Consider the following 19,064-nt stretch of genomic DNA (forward strand, 5'->3'; position numbering starts at 1 on the left):
TGCAGTTCAATTGCTCGCATCGGGCTTTTTTTCCGTCCGGCGACGGCGGCGCTTACGCGATCCGCTTCGCGAGTTCGACGGCCTTGCCGATGTACGACGCAGGCGTCATCGCGAGCAGGCGGTCCTTCGCGTCCTGCGGGATCGCCAGCGTGCCGACGAATTCCTGCAGCGCTTCGCGCGTGATGCCTTTGCCGCGCGTCAGTTCCTTCAGCTGCTCGTACGGGTTCTCGATGCCGTAGCGGCGCATCACCGTCTGCACCGGCTCCGCGAGCACTTCCCAGCAGTTGTCGAGGTCTTCGTTCAGGCGCTGCGGGTTCACTTCGAGCTTGTCGAGGCCGCGGATCAGCGAATCGTACGCGAGCAGCGAGTAGCCGAGTGCGACGCCCATGTTGCGCAGCACCGTCGAGTCGGTCAGGTCGCGCTGCCAGCGCGACACCGGCAGCTTGTCGGCGAGGTGGCGCAGCGTCGCGTTCGCGAGGCCGAGGTTGCCTTCCGAGTTCTCGAAGTCGATCGGGTTGACCTTGTGCGGCATCGTCGACGAGCCGATTTCACCCGCCTTCGTCTTCTGCTTGAAGTAGCCGACCGAGATGTAGCCCCACACGTCGCGGTCGAGGTCGAGCAGGATCGTGTTCGCGCGCGCGACCGCATCGAACAGCTCGGCCATGTAGTCGTGCGGCTCGATCTGGATCGTGTACGGGTTGAAGGTGAGCTTCAGGCGGTTCTCGATCACGTCGCGCGAGAACGCTTCCCAGTCGAATTCCGGATACGCGGAAAGATGCGCGTTGAAGTTGCCGACCGCGCCGTTCATCTTGCCGAGGATCTCGACCTTCTCGATGCGCGTGATCGCGCGCGCGAGGCGGGCGGCGACGTTCGCGAGTTCCTTGCCGAGCGTCGTCGGGCTGGCCGGCTGGCCGTGCGTGCGCGACAGCATCGGCTGCTCGGCAAGCGCGTGCGACAGCGCGACGAGGCGCTGGTGGACCGTGCGCAGCGCCGGCACGATCACGTGCTCGCGCGCGCCGGCGAGCATCATCCCGTGCGACGTGTTGTTGATGTCCTCGGACGTGCACGCGAAGTGGATGAATTCGCTGGCCTTCTCGAGTTCGGCCTGGCCCTTGACCGATTCCTTCAGCCAGTATTCGACGGCCTTCACGTCGTGGTTCGTCACGCGCTCGATTTCCTTGATGCGCGCGGCGTCGTGCGCGGTGAAGCGCTCGGCGAGCTGCAGCAGGAACTGTTCGGAGGCGTCCGAGAAGCGCGGGACTTCCGCGAAGCCGGCGCGCGACAGCGCGATCAGCCAGTGCACCTCGACGGTGACGCGGTGGCGCATGAAGGCGGCTTCGGAGAGCCAGTCGCGCAGCGCTTCGGTCTTGCTGGCGTAGCGGCCGTCGATGGGCGAGAGCGCGGTGAGGGCGAAAAGCGTATCGGGACGAGTGTCGGACATGATCGGGCGTGGCCTTTGGGGCCGGTGCGAACGAGGGGAGGAGAATCCAGCATTTTACCATTGGCGCGGGGCGATTCCGGCCGAACCGGTCCGGCCGCCGCCGCCGTGGGCGATCGGCACGCATGCGGGTGCCCGGGCGGCGCGCAAGCCATCCGCCGGCCGGCGCCCGGGCCGGCTCGCCGGGCTGCCCGCCGCACCGCCGGGCCGGCCCGCCCGCCGGTAGAATGCTGGCTTCCTCCCGACCGCCGCCCGTCGCGCCCGCCTGCATGGAACTGAAATGGCTCGAAGACTTCGTCTCGCTCGCGGAAACGCGCAGCTTTAGCCGGTCCGCCGAACTGCGGCACGTGTCGCAGCCCGCGTTCTCGCGGCGCATCCAGGCGCTCGAGGCGTGGCTCGCGACCGAACTGATCGATCGTTCGGTTTATCCGACGCGGCTCACGCAGGCCGGTCAGATCTTCTACGAGCAGGCGCTGACGATGCTGTCGCAGGCGCACGAGGCGCGCACGCTGCTGCGCGGCCACGTCGGCGCGCCGGTGCCGACCATCGAGTTCGCGGTGCCGCATACGCTGTCGCTCACGTATTTTCCGCGCTGGCTGCAGCGGATCGAAGCGAAGATGGGGCAGGTCCACACGCGGCTGCGCGCGCTGAACGTGCACGACGCCGTGCTGTCGCTGGTCGAGGGCGGCTGCGATCTCGTGATGGGCTACCACCACCCGAGCCACCCCGTCGCGCTCGATCCGGCCCGCTACGACATGCTGGTCCTCGGCAGCGAGCCGATCAGCGCATTTTCGGCGCCGGGCCGCGCGGGCCGGCCGCGCTACACGCTGCCGGGCACGGCCGAGGCGCGCGTGCCGTACTTGTCTTATACGCCGAACGCGTATCTCGGCCGGATGACCGAAGTCATCGTTGCGAACGCACCGACGTCGCTGTTCCTCGATCGCGTGTACGAAACAGACATGGCCGAAGGACTGAAGGCGATGGCGCTCGCGGGCCACGGCGTCGCGTTCCTGCCGCACAGCGCCGTCGAGGATGCGGTGGCCAGCGGCCGCCTGATCCGGCTCGACCGGTCCGCGCGCGGCGGCACGCACCCGTTCACGCTGACGATGGAGATCCGCCTGTACTGCGACAAGCTCGCGCTGCAGGGCGACGACCCGCATCAGAAGCTCGTGCGCGCGCTGTGGGAAGTCGTGCGCGACGAGCTGCGCGAAACCGCCGGTTAACCGTGGGCGGTTAACCGCGCCAGCCGAGCGCGCCGCCGCCGACGCGCTTGCCGCGCCCGTCGGACGCTTGTCCGGCGGGCGTTCCGCGCATTTTCCCGCCGATTTTTCGCCGACGCGATGCACGACCGATCGCGGGCGTTCTTGCGCAAATCGACCGTGGATTTGCGAAAAATCGCGATCATGCAAGAAACGCATAATCGAATAAGCAAACGGCATTGGATAAAAAAAACGGGTTTTTCGACAATGTGCGCAATCCGTTGAACGTTGGAGCGTCCATGTCTTCGCAACTGCAGTCCATCCCGTCCTACCTTCATGCCGACGATCTCGGCCCGTGGGGCAACTACCTTCAGCAGGTCGATCGCGTCGCACCGTACCTCGGTTCGCTGTCGCGCTGGCTGGAAACGCTGAAGCGTCCGAAGCGCATCCTGATCGTCGACGTGCCCATCGAGCTCGACAACGGTACCGTCGCGCACTTCGAGGGCTATCGCGTGCAGCACAACGTGTCGCGCGGTCCGGGCAAGGGCGGCGTGCGCTACCACCAGGACGTGACGCTGTCGGAAGTGATGGCACTGTCGGCATGGATGTCGGTGAAGAACGCGGCCGTGAACGTGCCGTACGGCGGTGCGAAGGGCGGCATCCGCGTCGACCCGCGCAAGCTGTCGCGCGGTGAGCTCGAACGCGTGACGCGTCGCTACACCAGCGAAATCGGCATCATCATCGGCCCGAACACCGACATTCCGGCACCGGACGTCAACACCAACGAACAGGTGATGGCGTGGATGATGGACACGTTCTCGATGAACCAGGGCCAGACGTCGACCGGCGTCGTGACCGGCAAGCCGATCTCGCTCGGCGGTTCGCTCGGCCGCAAGGAAGCGACGGGCCGCGGCGTGTTCGTCGTCGGTTGCGAGGCGGCGAAGAAGAAGGGCCTCGAGATCGAAGGCGCGCGCATCGCGGTGCAGGGCTTCGGCAACGTCGGCGGCATCGCGGCGAAGCTGTTCCAGGAAGCGGGTTCGAAGGTGATCGCGGTGCAGGATCACACGGGCACGATCTACCAGCCGGCCGGCCTCGATTCGAACAAGCTGCTCGACCACGTCGCACGCACGGGCGGCGTCGCGGGCTTCGAAGGCGCCGAACCGATGCCGAACGACGAGTTCTGGACGGTCGAGACCGACATCCTGATCCCGGCGGCACTGGAAAACCAGATCACCGAGAAGAACGCATCGAAGATCCGCACGAAGATCATCGTCGAAGGCGCGAACGGCCCGACGACGACGGCGGCCGACGACATCCTGAGCGCGAACGGCGTGCTCGTGATCCCCGACGTGATCGCGAACGCGGGCGGCGTGACCGTGTCGTACTTCGAGTGGGTGCAGGACTTCTCGAGCTTCTTCTGGACGGAAGACGAGATCAACCACCGTCTCGAGCGCGTGATGCGCGAAGCGTTCGCCGGCGTGTGGGCGGTCGCGGAAGAGCACAAGGTGTCGGTGCGTACGGCGGCGTTCATCGTTGCGTGCAAGCGCATCCTGATGGCGCGCGAAATGCGCGGCCTGTATCCCTGATCGGTCATTTCCGAGTCGATCGGATGACTATGACAAAAGCATGACGCAATCCACCCGATTGTGTGCATGAACCCTCGCGGGCGGTGCCGAATCCGGCACCGCCCGCGTGTGCATTCAGGCCCTGCAGGAGGCGCGCGAAGCCGGGAGGACGGCTTCGTACAGGACGATTCGTAGTACGGTAAACAACCAGTACTTTCAAAAATATTACTTTGATACACTGGCGCGGGTTTTAGCCAAGGAGATGACCAAAATGAAATACCAGAAGGCAGTCCTGATGGTCGCGGCGCTGTGCGCGTTCGCGAGCGGCGCGCATGCACAGGAGACCGGCACGCTGAAGAAGATCAAGGACACGGGCGTGATCGCGCTGGGCCACCGCGAATCGTCGATTCCGTTCTCCTACTATGACCAGAACCAGCAGGTCGTCGGTTATTCGCGCGACTTCCAGATGAAGGTCGTGGACGCGGTGAAGAAGAAGCTGAACCTGCCGAACCTGCAGGTCAAGAACATCCCGGTGACGTCGCAGAACCGCATCCCGCTCGTGCAGAACGGCACGGTGGACATCGAGTGCGGCTCGACGACCAACAACACGGAGCGTCAGCAGCAGGCCGCGTTCTCCGACACGATCTTCGTGATCGGCACGCGCCTGATGACGAAGAAGGATTCCGGCGTGAAGGACTTTGCGGACCTGAAGGGCAAGACGGTCGTGACCACCGCCGGCACGACGTCCGAGCGCCTGCTGCGCAAGATGAACAACGACAAGCAGCTGGGCATGAACATCATCAGCGCGAAGGACCACGGCGACTCGTTCAACACGCTCGAGTCGGGCCGCGCGGTCGCGTTCATGATGGACGACGCGCTGCTCGCGGGCGAACGCGCGAAGGCGAAGCAGCCGGGCGAGTGGGTGATCGTCGGCACGCCGCAGTCGGAAGAGGCGTACGGCTGCATGATGCGCAAGGGCGATGCTGACTTCAAGAAGGTCGTCGACGACGCAATCTCGCAAGTCGAGAAATCGGGCGAAGCCGCGAAGATCTACGCGAAGTGGTTCGAGAACCCGATCCCGCCGAAGGGGCTGAACCTGAACTTCCCGCTGTCCGATTCGATGAAGAAGCTGTACGCGAACCCGAACGACAAGGCGCTCGACTGACCACGCAGCCGTTGACGCAGAAATGACGCTACTGAAACGGAAGAGGCCTCGCTTCTTCCGTTTCTTTTTGCTGGAGTCTTGCCTATGTCTTACCACTGGAACTGGGGCATCTTCCTGAGCCCCGTCTCGACCGGCGAGCCGACGACTTACTTCGGATGGCTGATGTCCGGATTCTGGGTGACGATCGAGGTGTCGCTCGTCGCCTGGGTCGTCGCGCTGATCGTCGGTTCGCTGTTCGGCGTGCTGCGCACGGTGCCGAACAAATGGCTGTCCGCGATCGGCACCGTATACGTGTCGATCTTCCGGAACATCCCGCTGATCGTGCAGTTCTTCGTCTGGTACCTCGTCGTGCCCGAACTGCTGCCCGCGTCGATCGGCACCTGGATCAAGCAGTTGCCGCCCGGCACGCAGTTCTTCACCGCGTCGATCATCTGTCTCGGCCTGTTCACGGGCGCGCGCGTGTGCGAACAGGTGCGCTCGGGGATCAACGCGCTGCCGAAGGGCCAGCGCGCGGCCGGCCTCGCGATGGGCTTCACGCAATGGCAGACGTACCGCTACGTGCTGCTGCCGGTTGCCTACCGGATCATCGTGCCGCCGCTCACGTCCGAGTTCCTGAACATCTTCAAGAACTCGGCGGTCGCGTCGACGATCGGCCTGCTCGACCTGTCCGCGCAGGCCCGACAGCTCGTCGACTACACCGCGCAGACCTACGAGTCGTTCATCGCGGTGACGCTCGCATACGTGCTCATCAACCTCGTCGTGATGGCGTTCATGCGCTGGATCGAAGGCCGCACGCGGCTGCCTGGCTACATCGGAGGCAAGTGATGCATCAGTTCGACTGGAGTAGTATTCCCGGCGCGATCCCGACGCTGTGGACGGGGGCGATCGTCACGTTCAAGATCACGCTGATCGCGATCGTCATCGGCATCGTCTGGGGCACGCTGCTGGCGCTGCTGCGGCTGTCCGGCGTGAAGCCGCTCGAGTGGTTCGCGAAGGCATACGTGACGGTGTTCCGCTCCATCCCGCTCGTGATGGTGCTGCTGTGGTTCTTCCTGATCGTGCCGCAGGTGCTGCAGGGTGTGCTCGGGCTGTCGCCGACGATCGACATCCGGCTTGCGTCGGCGATGGTCGCGTTCTCGCTGTTCGAAGCCGCGTATTATTCCGAGATCATCCGCGCCGGTATCCAGGCGGTGCCGCGCGGGCAGGTGAACGCCGCGTTCGCGCTCGGCATGAACTACGCGCAGGCGATGCGCCTCGTGATCCTGCCGCAGGCGTTCCGCGCGATGGTGCCGCTGCTGCTCACGCAGGCGATCGTCCTGTTCCAGGACACGTCGCTCGTGTACGTGATCAGTCTCGCGGACTTCTTCCGCACGGCCGCCAACATCGGCGATCGCGACGGCACGACCGTCGAGATGGTCCTGTTCGCGGGTGCATGCTATTTCGTGATTTGCTCGGTGGCGTCTGCCCTCGTCAAAGGTCTCCAGAAAAAGGTCACAAGATGATTTCCATCAAGAACGTTTCGAAGTGGTACGGCCAGTTTCAGGTCCTCGCCGATTGCACGACCGAGGTGAAGAAAGGCGAAGTGGTCGTGGTGTGCGGCCCGTCGGGCTCGGGCAAGTCGACGCTGATCAAGACCGTGAACGGCCTCGAGCCGTTCCAGCAGGGCGAGATTCTCGTGAACGGCCAGTCGGTCGGCGACAAGAAGACGAACCTGTCGAAGCTGCGCTCGAAGGTCGGGATGGTGTTCCAGCATTTCGAGCTGTTTCCGCATCTGTCGATCACCGAGAACCTGACGCTCGCGCAGATCAAGGTGCTCGGCCGCGGCAAGGACGAAGCGACCGAGAAGGGCATGAAGCTGCTCGATCGCGTCGGCCTGAAGGCGCATGCGCACAAGTTTCCGGGCCAGCTGTCGGGCGGCCAGCAGCAGCGGGTCGCGATCGCGCGCGCGCTGTCGATGGACCCGATCGCGATGCTGTTCGACGAACCGACGTCCGCGCTCGATCCGGAAATGATCAACGAAGTGCTCGACGTGATGGTCGAGCTCGCGCAGGAAGGCATGACGATGATGGTCGTCACGCACGAAATGGGCTTCGCGAAGAAGGTCGCCCATCGCGTGATCTTCATGGACAAGGGCGCGATCGTCGAGGACGACCGCAAGGACGATTTCTTCTCGAATCCGAAGTCGGATCGCGCGAAGGACTTCCTCGCGAAGATCCTGCACTGAGCGCTCGTGCGTCGCGCGCTTCGTGCGCGCGGCATGCGCAAACCGCCCGGCCGAACGCCGGGCGGTTTTTTTTCGCCGGTTGCCCGTCGGCCGCCGCCGGCGACGGACGGATTCCGGCACCGGGCGTCACCAGCTGTAGCGGTAACCGACCTGCCCGGTCACGCCGCGCCGGTAATCGCCGCCGATGTTGCGCGCATATTTCACGTTCGCGTACAACTCGCCCGACTTGCCGAAGCCCGCGGTCACGCCAAGGCCGAGCTCGTACCACGTGCGGCCCAGGTGCGTCGCGAACGGCGTGCCGCCGACGACGGTCTGGCCCGGCGACAGGAAGTCGTGCAGCACGTCGGCCGTGAAATACGGCGTCGCGGCGCCGCCGCCCGCGTTCGCATCGAGGTTCGGCCGGAAGATGCGCACGCCGACGCGTCCGCGCAACGCACTGGTCGTCGTGCCCGACACGGCCGACACGTTGTCGTTGAACCCGTTCAGCTTCAGGTACTGGTACATCAGCTGCGCCTGCGGCTCGACCGCAATCGGCGTGCCGCCGATCCCGAACGGCTTGCCGACCTCCTGCGACAGTGCGATGCCGAAGCCGTTCTGCGATGCCTCGTTGCCGTAGCTGTCGCGATAGCGGTTGCCGTAGTGCGTGACCTGGCCGACGCTGTCGAAGTAGGTGCCGTCGGACAGGTAGCGCGTCCAGTAGCCGCCGATGCTCTGCGCATGCATCTCGACCGAGCCCGTCGACGTCGACAGGCCCGCCGTGCCGGCGCGCGCCATGTCGCTGAAGCTCGCGTTCGCGACGCCGATGCTCGCCGTCACGCCCGCATGCGTGCTGCCGCCGGCCGGCGCCTGGTCGAGCGTCCAGTCCTTGCCGAACTGCGCGAAGAACGTGCGCTCGTCGGCCGCGAAGCGGCCCGCGTTCGCATCGAGGCTCTGTCCGCCCACGCGGCCCCAGACGCCGTCGCGGTTGCCCGGCGCCTGCTTCTCGAGGTTGTAGATGTCGCCGACGCGCTCGTGCAGCTTGCCGAGCGTCGAGAAGCCGTAATCCGCGTTCAGCAGCGGCGTCATCGCATAGCCTGCAACGCCCGGACGGTACGCGAGATTGCCGCCGCCGTCGATGACGTTCGGGCCGACCGGATCGCCCGGGTCCGTCGGGGCGAGTTGCGAGCGCAGATACCAGCCGTTCGCATCGCTCTGGCCGCCGCGGTAGAGCCGGTATTCGTAGGCACCTGCCTGCACCGGGCCCGCGAGATGGAACGCCGATGCGGAGGTCGTGCCGCCGTTGGTCGTGACGACCACCGGAATACCGTCGCCCGTCGTCTGCGCGCCGGTGCCGGCCGTGTTCGCGACCTTCAGCCCCGTCGTGCCCGTCGCGGCGCCGCCGTTCACGATCAGCCGGTCGGTCGGCGACGCATCGGCGCCGAGATAGGTGTTCAGCGCGATCGTGCCGCCGTTGCCGACATAACTGCCCGTCGTCAGTGTCCGGTAGCTGCCTGCCGCCGTCGGCGCGCCGAACGCGACCAGACCCGCGTTGTTCAGGCTGCTCAGCACGGAGCTGCCGGTCATGTGCCACGTGCTCGTGCCGTCGACGGTCAGCGCGACCGGGTCGATCTTGCCGGTGAGGGTCGTGCCGTTCGTCAGGAACACGTTGCCGGTGCTCGACGCGTCCGACACGATGTCGCCGGCGAGATTCACGGCCGATGCGTTGAAGGTCGCGGTGCTGCCGTTCGCGAGGTCCAGCAGCGTGCCGTTGCCGGCCGTCACGACGGTGCCGTTGCGCACCGCGATGTCGACCGTGCCGCCGCGCGCGGCGAACGCCGGCCCGGCCACCGACGCGACGCTGCCGCCGTCGACGAGCACGGCGCTGGTCGCGGCGGTCGCGAGCGTGTCGGTGCTCAGCACGCCGGCCGTCGCGCCCTTGAGCGTCGTGCCGGTCAGCGCGAGCACGCCGCCACCGTCGACCGTCGCGCCGTTGCCGGCCGCGCTCGCGATCGACGAACCCGTGTCGCCGATGCGGCCGCCGTTCCGTGCGACGAGGCCGTCGGCCGCCGTGCCCGCCGTGGACACCTTCGCGCCCGACAGCAGCGCGGTCGCGCCGCTGCCCGCGACGATCGCGTGCGCGCCGGCACCCGTCGTCGCGACGGTCGTACCGTCGGCGGCGAGCGTCGAATCCGCGCCCGTCACGAAGAGGCCGCGCGCGTCGTCGCCGGCGGTGCGCACGACGGTCGCCGCATCGGTCGCGATGCGCGCGCCGGCGCCGGTCGACGACAGTCCGTCGGCGCCGTTGCCGGTCGTGCCGATCTGCGTGCCCGACAGCACGATCGTCGTGTTCGCGCCGAGGTTGTCGATGCCCTTGCCGGCGCCGCCCACCGCGATCGACGTCGCGCCGGCCGCGATCCCGCCGCCCGACACGGTCGAGTCGATCAGCACGCCGTCGGCGCTGCCGTTCGCGACGACGGTGCCCGCGCCCGACAGCGCGACCGACGCGCCGGACCCCGTCAGGTGCACGCCGGCGATGCCGTCGTCCGCCTCGATCGTGCCCGCGTTGGCGAGCGTGGCCGACGCGCCCTGCACGAGCGCGCCGGTGCCGTTCGATACGCGGATCGCCGATGCGTTGTTCACCGTGCCGAGCGTGCCGGCCACGACCCCTGTCGAGCCGGCGCCGGTCAGCAGCACCGTATTGCGGTTTTCGAGCGTGCCAAGGTTTTGCGCGACGAAGCCGGTCACGCCGGCCGTCGACGACGCGACCGCCGCGTTGTTGGTCAGCGTCGTCGCCACCGGCGTACCGGCGTTCGCGCCGCTGAGCGCGTGTGCCTGGCCGTCGACGGTGCCCGCGATCGCGCCGGCCGCATTCAGGTCGATGGTCGCGCCCGAGTCGATCGTGCCCTTCGCACCGCCTTCGACCGCGACCGCGATGCCGTTCGCGCCGTTGACGTTGTAGGTGGCGTGGCCGGTGGACAGCGTCGTGCCGGCGCCCGTCGCGAGCACGCCGCGCGCGCGCTGGCCGTTCACGTCGGTCGTCAGCGTGCCGGCCGCCGACGCGCCCGTGTAGGCCGAGCCGCCCGCGATGCGGAACAGCGTCGAATCGTCGGTATCGACGCTCAGATGCTGCGCGGCGACATTGATCTTCGAGCCGGCGCCGTATGCGTAGAAGCCGGTCTGGTTCGTGCCCGACATGAAGGCCGGCACGGCGTTGGCGTCGACGTTGATCGTCGCGCCCGAGCGTGCATGGACGCCGATCGCGCCGTTGCCGGTCAGGTTGAGCGCGCCGTCGACCGTGGCCTTCGCGCGCGGCCCTTCGGCCCACACGCCGTAGTTGCGCGTGTCCGACGCCGGATCGAGCCCGCCGGCCACGTTGATCGTGCCGGTCGACGTCGCGGCCGTCGCGGTCGCACCGGTGCCGACCACCATGATGCCGATGCCGTTCACGCCATTCAGCGTGATCGTGCCCGTGTTGGTCACGGTCGCGGCCGTATTGGCCGCGAGCATGCCGACGTTGGCGAACGGCGTGCCGGGTGCCGCGCCGTTCACGACGATCGTGCCCGCGTTGCGCAGCGTGCCGGACGTCGAGTCGATGCTCGCCATCCCGGCGCCGTTTTGCGTCTGCGAGCCGATCACGATCGAGCCGAGGTTGCTGGCGGTGCCCGATGCGCCGAGCAGGATCCCGTAGGAATGCGCGGACAGCGCGACGTCGTTCGCCGCTGCCCCGGGTCCGTACTGGGCCGCGCGGCCGAGATAGATCGTGCCGCCGGCCGCGTTCGTGAAGGTGCCGCCGGCCGCGAGGCCGCCGATCACCTGGCTGTCGAGCGTCGTCGCGTTGACGCCGACGTTGATCGTGCCGGCGTTCGACGCGTTCGCACCGCTCGTCACGGCCACCGCGTAGTTCTTCAGGTCGGGGCGGTTGCCGTCGAGCGTCCATGCGCCGACGTTCATCACGCCGTTGTTGACGAACGAGGTGCCCGTGCCGCTCGCGTACACGCCGTTGCCCTCGGTGTACGCGTGGAAGCCGAAGTTGTCGGGCGGCGCGCTGCCGCTCGTGTCGAAATTGTCGCCGGACGCGTAGCCGGACGAGATCGTGCCGTTGTTGACGCCGCTCGCGCCGCTCAGCAGGCGCACCAGCGTGAAGTCGCCCGACAGGCGGCCGTCGTTGACGAAGTGCGCGCCGTTTTCCGCGAGGACGGCCGAACTCGACGCGATCGTGTTGGTGCCGCGGAAGTCGATCTGGCCGTCCTTGCCGATCTGCAGCGTCGCGTTCGCGCCGGTGCCGTGCATGGCCGACAGGTGATCGATCGGCAGCGTGTTCTTGTCGCCGGCGGACACGTTGTTCGCATACTGGAAGGTTTCCTTCGAGAACGTGACGGCCTGGCCGAACGCCGTGTCGTAGGCGGCCTGCGAGCCGAGCGCGCCGCTCTGGACCGAGCGCACCAGGAAGTCGTTGTACGTGGCGAGCGACGCCGCGTCGGTGACGGTCCACGTGCTGCCGTCGAACGCGGTGAAGGTGCCCGCATAGGCCGGCACGTCGAGCTGGAGATTGCCGACGGCACCGCCGCTCGCGAGATAGTCGCCGGTGCCGAGCCAGACCTGGTTGCGCGAATTCCAGTTGACGACGCTTTTTGCAGAGCCGGTGCCGTCCGCGAAGGTCAGGTCGGTCTGCTTCGGCGCGATCGAGATCGCGTTGCCGGCCGCGTCGGGCGCGTTCGCGGGGTTGCCGATCGACACGTTCAGCGTGCCGCCGGTGTTGTCGACGGTGCCGATCCGCAGGTTCACGTACTGGTTGCCGTTCACGTCATGGTAGACGGGCACGTTGGTCGAGCCGGCCGTCGACGCGGCGAACGCGGACGAGTTGTACGTGGCGATCGACGTATGGGTGCCCGTGATCATGTCGGGCGTGCTGACGCTCTGCGTCTTGCCGCCGAGCGACAGCAGCGGCTGGTTCGGGTCGCCCGACACGATGGACGTATTGCCGATCGGCGTGAGCGTATAGCCGGGGTCGCCGGCGGCGCCCGTCCATGCACCCGTCACGCCGACCGTGTCGCCGCCCGACACGGTCGTGGCGCCGGCCCGGTTGTCGTTGACGGTCGGGCTGACGCTGCCGAGCGCGCAACTGCCGCCGCTGGCGACCACCGAACCGTCGCCGCAGGTCGATGCGTACGCGGAGCCGGCCGACAGTGCGGCCAGCGCGGCACCGAGCGCGGCGACGCGCAACGGCGAGCGGCGGATGGCCGTGTGGCCGACACGACGGCTTGCGGCCGATTGGCTGCCCGAACGCTTGCCGCGCGCCCGGGCCGTTTCCGCAACCGCGACCCAGCAGCCGGCGGCCTCGCTCCATATCGATCGAAATGAGTGATTCACGACAAGCCCCTCTCTCGTTATTTGAACTGGTATTCGCCGTATGCGGCGAATGCGCATTCCACGGTGACGTGTATTTCGAATGGGCGTGCGGCAGCCGGGGCTGCGTCGAGTGCCAATCAGGATGCGTTACACCGAAGATGGAGCGAGTCTACTAATCGACGGGGCGGTCGATTGTCGGAAAACCAAGATATGTAGGGATGGTAACGGTATGGGGTGGTATTTCTGAATTGTGTGGTTAATCGAACTGAAAGCCTTGGTGGGGAAGGGTTTGGCGGGTTTTTCTACAGGCTGGCCGGAATCGTCCGGTCGGTGGGATAACGCACGGACGGTATTTTGTTTGTGTTTTATTCTATGGTTTCTGGATTATCCGTTTTCGATTGGCTCTTGTTTTGTTTTTTCATCGATGTATTATTTTTACTCGAAAATTAATAAAATAAAAGCGAATGTTGTATGTCGTTGATCGCGTGTATCTAATGGCGATCTGAAGGAAACGTGTAACGTCATCGGGCGCAGACTTTCACTGCCGGCGATCGCCGGGCCGTGACGTTCGCACACACGCGGAAGGCGGGAAAGGCGGGCGCCCGACGGCGCGGCGCACTCAGAAGTCGATCGGGTCGTCGGCGTCGTCCGCGGTGCCGGCCGCCAGCGCCTCGCGCCGCACACCGCCGCACGGCGCGGACGCCGATGCGTCGAGCGCCGGGTTGCGCAGCTTCTCGAGCACGCGTTCGGGCACCGGGATCTGCATCCGCGCGGCGACGTCGCCGCACTGGAACATGATCAGCTCGCCCGGTTCGAACGAGGTCCAGATTTCGTTGTCGGTCAACGGCTGCGTGGCGATCACCGCGACGCGATCCTCGGGCGTCGTGTATTTCGCGAAGTCGATCGACAGGTCTTCGTCGACCAGATGCGCGGTCGAGAACGGCCAGCGCCGCACGAGGTAGTGCAGCCGCGTCGAGCAGTGCGCGAAGAGCGCCTGGCCGTTCGACATCAGGAAGTTGAACACGCCGTGATCGGTGATGCCGCGCGTCAGCTCGCCGACGCGCTCGAACAGCTCCGGCAACGGCGGCTGCGCGCCGGGGAACGCTTCGCGCAGCCCCTGCATCAGCACGCAGAACGCCTTTTCGCTGTCGGTCGTGCCGACCGGATGGTAGACGCTGCCGTCGAGGTCGGGTTCGTAGTCCTGCAGATCGCCGTTATGCGCGAAGATCCAGTGCCGCCCCCACAGCTCGCGCATGAACGGGTGGCTGTTCTCGAGCAGGATGTGGCCCTGCGTGGCCTTGCGGATGTGCGCGATCGTGTTCTTGGACTTGATCGGGTAGCGCTTCACCATTTCGGCGATCGGCGACGTGGCCGACGCCTGCTGGTCGATGAACAGGCGACACGCCTTGTCCTCGAAGAACGCGATCCCCCAGCCGTCGGCATGGTGATCGGTGAGGCCGCCCCGGGCCGCGAAACCTGTGAAGGAGAATGTGACGTCCGTCGGCGCGGCGCAGTTCATTCCTAGGAGTTGGCACATTTTACTTGGGGCGGGGGCGGAAGCGGGGTAACCAACCGGGTGAACCCCGGTACAATGTGGCTTCTAGCATATCACCGAGCCTTGAGCGGTAAAAAGCGGATTCCGCCGGCCGAAGGCCTCGTGTTGCGGTTTGCCGTCAGTCGGCCCGCGCACGCGCGTTCCGGCCCCGCAGATGGCCAGCCCGTTCCTCACGACGCCTCCTATGACTGCCTCGAACGCTTCCTCTCCGGCGACGCTTACGCTCGCCCGTCCCGACGACCTGCACCTGCACCTGCGCGACGGCGACATGCTGGCCGCGGTGCTGCCGCACACGGCGCGCCAGTTCGCCCGCGCGATCGTCATGCCGAACCTGAAGCCGCCCGTCACGACCACCGCGCAGGCGCAGGCCTATCGCGAGCGAATCCTGGCCGCGCTGCCGGCGGGCATGGCGTTCGAGCCGCTGATGACGCTGTACCTGACCGACAACACGGCGCCCGACGAAATCCGCCGCGCGCGCGACAGCGGCTTCGTGCACGGCGTGAAGCTGTATCCGGCCGGCGCGACGACGAACTCCGATCACGGCGTCAGCGATCTCGCGAAGTGCGCGAAGACGCTCGAGGTCATGCAGGAAACCGGCATGCCGCTGCTCGTGCACGGCGAGGTGACCGATCCGGCGATCGACATGTTCGATCGCGAGAAGGTGTTCATCGACCGCGTGATGACGCCGCTGCGCCGCGATTTCCCCGGCCTGAAGGTCGTGTTCGAGCACATCACGACGAAGGACGCGGCCGACTACGTGCGCGATGCCGACGCGGCGCCGGGCCTGCTCGGCGCGACGATCACGCCGCAGCACATGCTGTACAGCCGCAACGCGCTGTTCGTCGGCGGGATTCGCCCGCATTACTACTGCCTGCCGGTGCTGAAGCGCGAAACGCACCGCGTCGCGCTCGTCGAAGCGGCGACGTCGGGCAACCCGCGCTTCTTCCTCGGTACCGACAGCGCGCCGCACGCGCGCGGCGCGAAGGAAACCGCGTGCGGGTGCGCGGGCTGCTACACGGCGCTGCACGCGCTCGAGCTGTATGCGGAAGCGTTCGACCAGGCCGGCGCGCTCGACAAGCTGGAGAATTTCGCGAGCCGCTTCGGCGCCGATTTCTACGGGCTGCCGCGCAGCACCGAGACGATCACGCTGCGCCGCGAGACCTGGGAACTGCCGCGCGAGGTCTTCGCGGGCGATACGCCGGTCGTCCCGCTGCGCGCCGGCGAAACGATCGGCTGGAAGTTCGCGTGACCGGCACGCCGCCGCGCGAGGCCGGCCTGACGGCCGGCGGCGGGGCGGCGGTATTCGCGCAGATCGACTGGTCGGCGCCGTGGCTCGCGTCTTACGCGGCGCCCGGTCGTACGCTGCAGGCGGCGGCGCTCACGGGCGAGACCGCGCTGCTCGATGCGTTGAACGGCGCGCTGCGCGGCGGTACGCGGGCGAGCGGCCGAGGCCGGCCGCTGCGCTTCGTGCCGCAGGCGGAGCTGCCGCCAGGCATCGCATACGAAACGCATATCGCCGACACGGGCGGCGTCCCGACCCGCCACAATCTTCACGACTTCTTCAATGCGCTCGTCTGGTTCGCGTATCCGCGCACCAAGGCCGCGCTGAACGCACGCCAGGCCGCGGCGATCGACGCCGCGGGCGGCGTCGGTCCCGTGCGCGGCACGCTGCGCGATGCGCTCACGCTGTTCGACGAGAACGCCGCGCTGTTCGTGACGGCCGACCGCGCGCTCGCCGGCGCGCTGCGCGGCTTCAACTGGCAGCAACTGCTGGTGGCGGCGCGCGACGCGTGGGGCATGCGCTGCGAGGCGCGGCTCGTCGGCCATGCGCTGCTCGAGAAGCTCGTCGTGCCGTACAAGTCCTGCACCGCGCACACGTGGATCGTCGAAGTGAGTGACGACTATTTCTCGTGGCCCGACGCGCAGCGCGCCGCGCACGTCGATGAGCGGATCGCCGGCGAACTCGCGACCCGTGACCTGACGAGCCGCGATTTCGCGCCGCTCCCGGTGCTCGGCGTGCCGGGCTGGTGTGACGCGAACGCCGTGCCCGCGTTCTACGACGATCCGGCGGTTTTCCGCAGCGGCCGCCGGTCGCGCGCTGCCGGCGGCGGCGCGCAGTGCTAGAATGCGCGTCGCAAAGCAGGCCAGGCAGTCGCGGCCTCGCCGCCTTCGGGCAGGCGAGGGCGAGGAAAGTCCGGACTCCACAGGGCAGGGTGATGGCTAACGGCCATCCGTGGCGACACGCGGAACAGGGCAACAGAAAGCAAACCGCCGATGGCCCGGCGCAAGCCGGGATCAGGTAAGGGTGAAACGGTGCGGTAAGAGCGCACCGCGGCGACGGCGACGTCCGCCGGCACGGTAACCTCCACCCGGAGCAATTCCAAGTAGGCAGGCGCGCATTTTCGGATGCAGGACGGTGCCCCCGTCTCGTCTGCGGGTAGGAAGCTTGAGCGCGTCAGCAATGGCGCGCCTAGAGGAATGGCTGCCACGCGCCGTGCGCTTCGGCGTGCAGCGTGCACAGAATCCGGCTTATCGGCCTGCTTTGCCGTTCGAATGCGAAAGGGCCGGCGCTCCGTCAGGAGCGCCGGCCCTTTTTTTCATGCGTGGCTGCCAGGCGTTCAGGCCGCGACGATGTCGAACGAATGCGTGAGCTCGGCCGTCTTCGCGATCATGATCGACGCGGAGCAGTACTTGTCGTGCGACAGGTTGATCGCGCGCTCGACCGTGGCCGGGTTCAGGTTGCGGCCCGTGACGGTGAAGTGGAAGTGGACCTTCGTGAACACCTTCGGATCTTCGCTTGCGCGTTCGGCCTTCAGCGTGACCGAGCAGCCGGTGACTTCCTGGCGGCTCTTCTTCAGGATCAGCACGACGTCGTACGCGGTGCAGCCGCCGGTGCCGACCAGCACCATTTCCATCGGGCGCGGCGCGAGATTATGGCCGCCGCCTTCCGGTGCGCCGTCCATCGCGACGAGGTGCCCGCTTCCGGTCTGAGCGGAAAACGCCATGCCGTCCTGACCCATCCAGCTTACTTTGCATTCCATGCTTGCACTCCAGCGTTGCCTGATTCGAATTCGATCATGCATTGTAGCCCGCAGTGCAACGGTCGGCTGATGCGCTGCACGACGCGCAACGTCGCGCCACCGCACGCGGCGCCTGGCGGCGCGCCGAACGTCGATTTCCCTGCCCGCTTTAGGGGTTTTGTTCTAGATGTGGTGGACTTCCGGTTGCGTCCTTGTTTCCCAATCGGTTGATTTCAAAAGAGAAAACGCGATCTGGAGGCGAAATCCATCATATTCCGCATTATGGTTGTGGATTTCGTAATGCAAATTTTCTTGTGAAGTCGCCGGCGCATTCGTATAATGAGCCTCATTGGTTGTCGCGCTGCGGCAACCTCCGCATGTCTCCTCCACCCTCCTCCTAAGGTGGATTAAGCCCGAACCAGCCGTTCGGGCTTTTTTTCGTCCCATGCAAGCATCGACGCGCAGTTTGCGCGCTTCGATGTCGGTCGTTGATTCCCTGTCTTTGACTCCGTTTACGCGGGCTGTCGTGCGGCCGCGTGCGATGCCGCGCCGCTTGACGTGTCGGTCGAGCCGGCGGCAGGGGGCGAAACCTGCGCGGCCGATGCGTGGTCATGACCGCGCGCGCAGAAATGGCGTACGCGTTCGCGTACCGCGCGCAGGCGGGCGATGCGATCTTCGGCGTGGGCGCCGCGGGCGTCGGCGATACGAGCGTCGAGTGCGTCGAGCTTGGCCTCGCAGCCGGCCCGGGCGGCGCCGGCGGGCGCTGCGGCGGCCAGCAATGCGGCCGCGAGAAGGGGCGTAAGTCCTTGTTTCATCGTGCTTGTTTGTTGTTTTTCCGTTGTCGGCCGGTCTGGCGCGGCAAGGTCAGGTGCCGCGCGTCGATGGGTGCCTCCCCGGGCGCTCGGTTCGCCTGGCATATCGGGGCACGACCGGATTTTGGCCCATTTCGGGCGCCGCCGGCGCGGGACGTGGATTCTTTTTGACCGCGCTGCCGTATTTCCTTTATAATTCAGGGCTTTTCCGCATTCATGCCCACGGAAAAAGAACAGGGAGAGCCTGCACCGCGCCTCGAAGCGCACACAGACAAGCAGGAAGAACACATCGGGCAAAGCATTTTTTTTGGATCGATCATGAAGACGTTTTCCGCAAAAGCCCATGAGGTGACGCGCGAATGGTACGTGATTGACGCGACGGATAAGGTTCTCGGCCGTGTTGCCAGCGAAGTGGCACGCCGTCTGCGCGGCAAGCACAAGCCTGAGTTCACCCCGCACGTCGACACTGGTGATTTCATCATCATCATCAACGCAAGCAAGTTGAAGGTCACGGGCAACAAGACTCTGGACAAGAAGTACTACCGTCACTCGGGCTACCCGGGCGGTATCTATGAAACGACGTTCGGCAAGATGCAAGAACGCTTCCCGGGCCGTGCGCTCGAGAAGGCGGTCAAGGGCATGCTGCCGAAGGGCCCGCTCGGCTACGCGATGATCAAGAAGCTGAAGGTCTACGCTGAAGCGACGCATCCGCACTCGGCTCAACAGCCGAAAGCGCTCGAGATCTAAGGGGAGCCCAC

The 19,064-nt window shown here is 66.5% G+C and carries 14 protein-coding genes and 1 other RNA gene; 10 read left to right on the forward strand and 5 right to left on the reverse strand.

The genetic code is table 11. From position 1 onward, the window contains the following. Nucleotides 1-52: 52 nt before the first annotated feature. On the reverse strand, nt 53-1,441 hold the full coding sequence (gene purB, locus ACV22V_RS14065) for an adenylosuccinate lyase (RefSeq protein ID WP_059535312.1): 1,389 nt from the start codon (nt 1,439-1,441) through the stop codon (nt 53-55). A gap of 266 nt (nt 1,442-1,707) precedes the next feature. Between purB and ACV22V_RS14070 the strand changes: the two genes are divergently transcribed. The 6 genes from ACV22V_RS14070 to ACV22V_RS14095 all read left to right on the forward strand — a co-directional run bounded on the left by ACV22V_RS14070 (nt 1,708) and on the right by ACV22V_RS14095 (nt 7,591). Then, nucleotides 1,708-2,661 carry a LysR substrate-binding domain-containing protein gene (locus tag ACV22V_RS14070; protein ID WP_059535314.1) on the forward strand — a complete coding sequence of 318 codons (954 nt, stop codon included), beginning with the start codon at nt 1,708-1,710 and terminating at the stop codon, nt 2,659-2,661. A gap of 275 nt (nt 2,662-2,936) precedes the next feature. Continuing rightward, nucleotides 2,937-4,223 (forward strand): Glu/Leu/Phe/Val family dehydrogenase, encoded by a 1,287-nt coding sequence (locus tag ACV22V_RS14075; RefSeq protein ID WP_059465395.1) that lies wholly within the window; start codon nt 2,937-2,939, stop codon nt 4,221-4,223. A 250-nt stretch (nt 4,224-4,473) separates the two neighbouring features. Further along, complete coding sequence (locus ACV22V_RS14080) at nt 4,474-5,367, forward strand: glutamate/aspartate ABC transporter substrate-binding protein (protein ID WP_059689134.1); 894 nt, start codon at nt 4,474-4,476, stop codon at nt 5,365-5,367. Nucleotides 5,368-5,451: 84 nt separating this feature from the next. Further along, nucleotides 5,452-6,192 (forward strand): amino acid ABC transporter permease, encoded by a 741-nt coding sequence (locus ACV22V_RS14085; RefSeq protein WP_059535316.1) that lies wholly within the window; start codon nt 5,452-5,454, stop codon nt 6,190-6,192. Next, nucleotides 6,192-6,869: a glutamate/aspartate ABC transporter permease GltK gene (gene gltK, locus ACV22V_RS14090; protein ID WP_059535318.1), complete on the forward strand. Its 678-nt coding sequence runs from the start codon at nt 6,192-6,194 to the stop codon at nt 6,867-6,869. The genes ACV22V_RS14085 and gltK overlap by 1 nt, the downstream gene beginning before the upstream one ends. Continuing rightward, on the forward strand, nt 6,866-7,591 hold the full coding sequence (locus ACV22V_RS14095) for an amino acid ABC transporter ATP-binding protein (RefSeq protein WP_059465398.1): 726 nt from the start codon (nt 6,866-6,868) through the stop codon (nt 7,589-7,591). The genes gltK and ACV22V_RS14095 overlap by 4 nt, the downstream gene beginning before the upstream one ends. A gap of 126 nt (nt 7,592-7,717) precedes the next feature. Here the strand turns inward: ACV22V_RS14095 and ACV22V_RS14100 are convergent, their stop codons facing one another. Beyond that, a complete protein-coding gene (locus tag ACV22V_RS14100; RefSeq protein ID WP_448014262.1) occupies nt 7,718-12,940 on the reverse strand; it encodes an autotransporter outer membrane beta-barrel domain-containing protein in 5,223 nt (1,740 codons plus the stop codon). A 598-nt stretch (nt 12,941-13,538) separates the two neighbouring features. Then, nucleotides 13,539-14,456, reverse strand: coding sequence for a class II glutamine amidotransferase (locus tag ACV22V_RS14105; RefSeq protein ID WP_059535322.1), 918 nt, complete (start codon nt 14,454-14,456; stop codon nt 13,539-13,541). A 202-nt stretch (nt 14,457-14,658) separates the two neighbouring features. Between ACV22V_RS14105 and pyrC the strand changes: the two genes are divergently transcribed. The 3 genes from pyrC to rnpB all read left to right on the forward strand — a co-directional run bounded on the left by pyrC (nt 14,659) and on the right by rnpB (nt 17,022). Beyond that, nucleotides 14,659-15,723, forward strand: a complete 1,065-nt coding sequence (pyrC, locus tag ACV22V_RS14110) for a dihydroorotase (protein WP_059689071.1) — start codon at nt 14,659-14,661, stop codon at nt 15,721-15,723. Continuing rightward, nucleotides 15,720-16,598 carry a DUF3025 domain-containing protein gene (locus ACV22V_RS14115; RefSeq protein ID WP_448014264.1) on the forward strand — a complete coding sequence of 293 codons (879 nt, stop codon included), beginning with the start codon at nt 15,720-15,722 and terminating at the stop codon, nt 16,596-16,598. The genes pyrC and ACV22V_RS14115 overlap by 4 nt, the downstream gene beginning before the upstream one ends. Before the next feature lie 12 nt (nt 16,599-16,610). Next, nucleotides 16,611-17,022: RNase P RNA component class A (gene rnpB / locus ACV22V_RS14120), an RNA gene on the forward strand. A 70-nt stretch (nt 17,023-17,092) separates the two neighbouring features. Here the strand turns inward: rnpB and ACV22V_RS14125 are convergent. Then, a complete protein-coding gene (locus tag ACV22V_RS14125) occupies nt 17,093-17,557 on the reverse strand; it encodes an OsmC family protein (protein ID WP_082721941.1) in 465 nt (154 codons plus the stop codon). Between the two features lie 449 nt (nt 17,558-18,006). Further along, complete coding sequence (locus tag ACV22V_RS14130) at nt 18,007-18,309, reverse strand: hypothetical protein (protein WP_448014418.1); 303 nt, start codon at nt 18,307-18,309, stop codon at nt 18,007-18,009. Between the two features lie 315 nt (nt 18,310-18,624). On the opposite strand from ACV22V_RS14130, the gene rplM reads away from it, so the two are divergent. Beyond that, nucleotides 18,625-19,053 carry a 50S ribosomal protein L13 gene (gene rplM / locus ACV22V_RS14135; protein WP_009687896.1) on the forward strand — a complete coding sequence of 143 codons (429 nt, stop codon included), beginning with the start codon at nt 18,625-18,627 and terminating at the stop codon, nt 19,051-19,053. Nucleotides 19,054-19,064 lie beyond the last annotated feature (11 nt).

This window comes from Burkholderia sp. AW33-5, assembly GCF_053427615.1.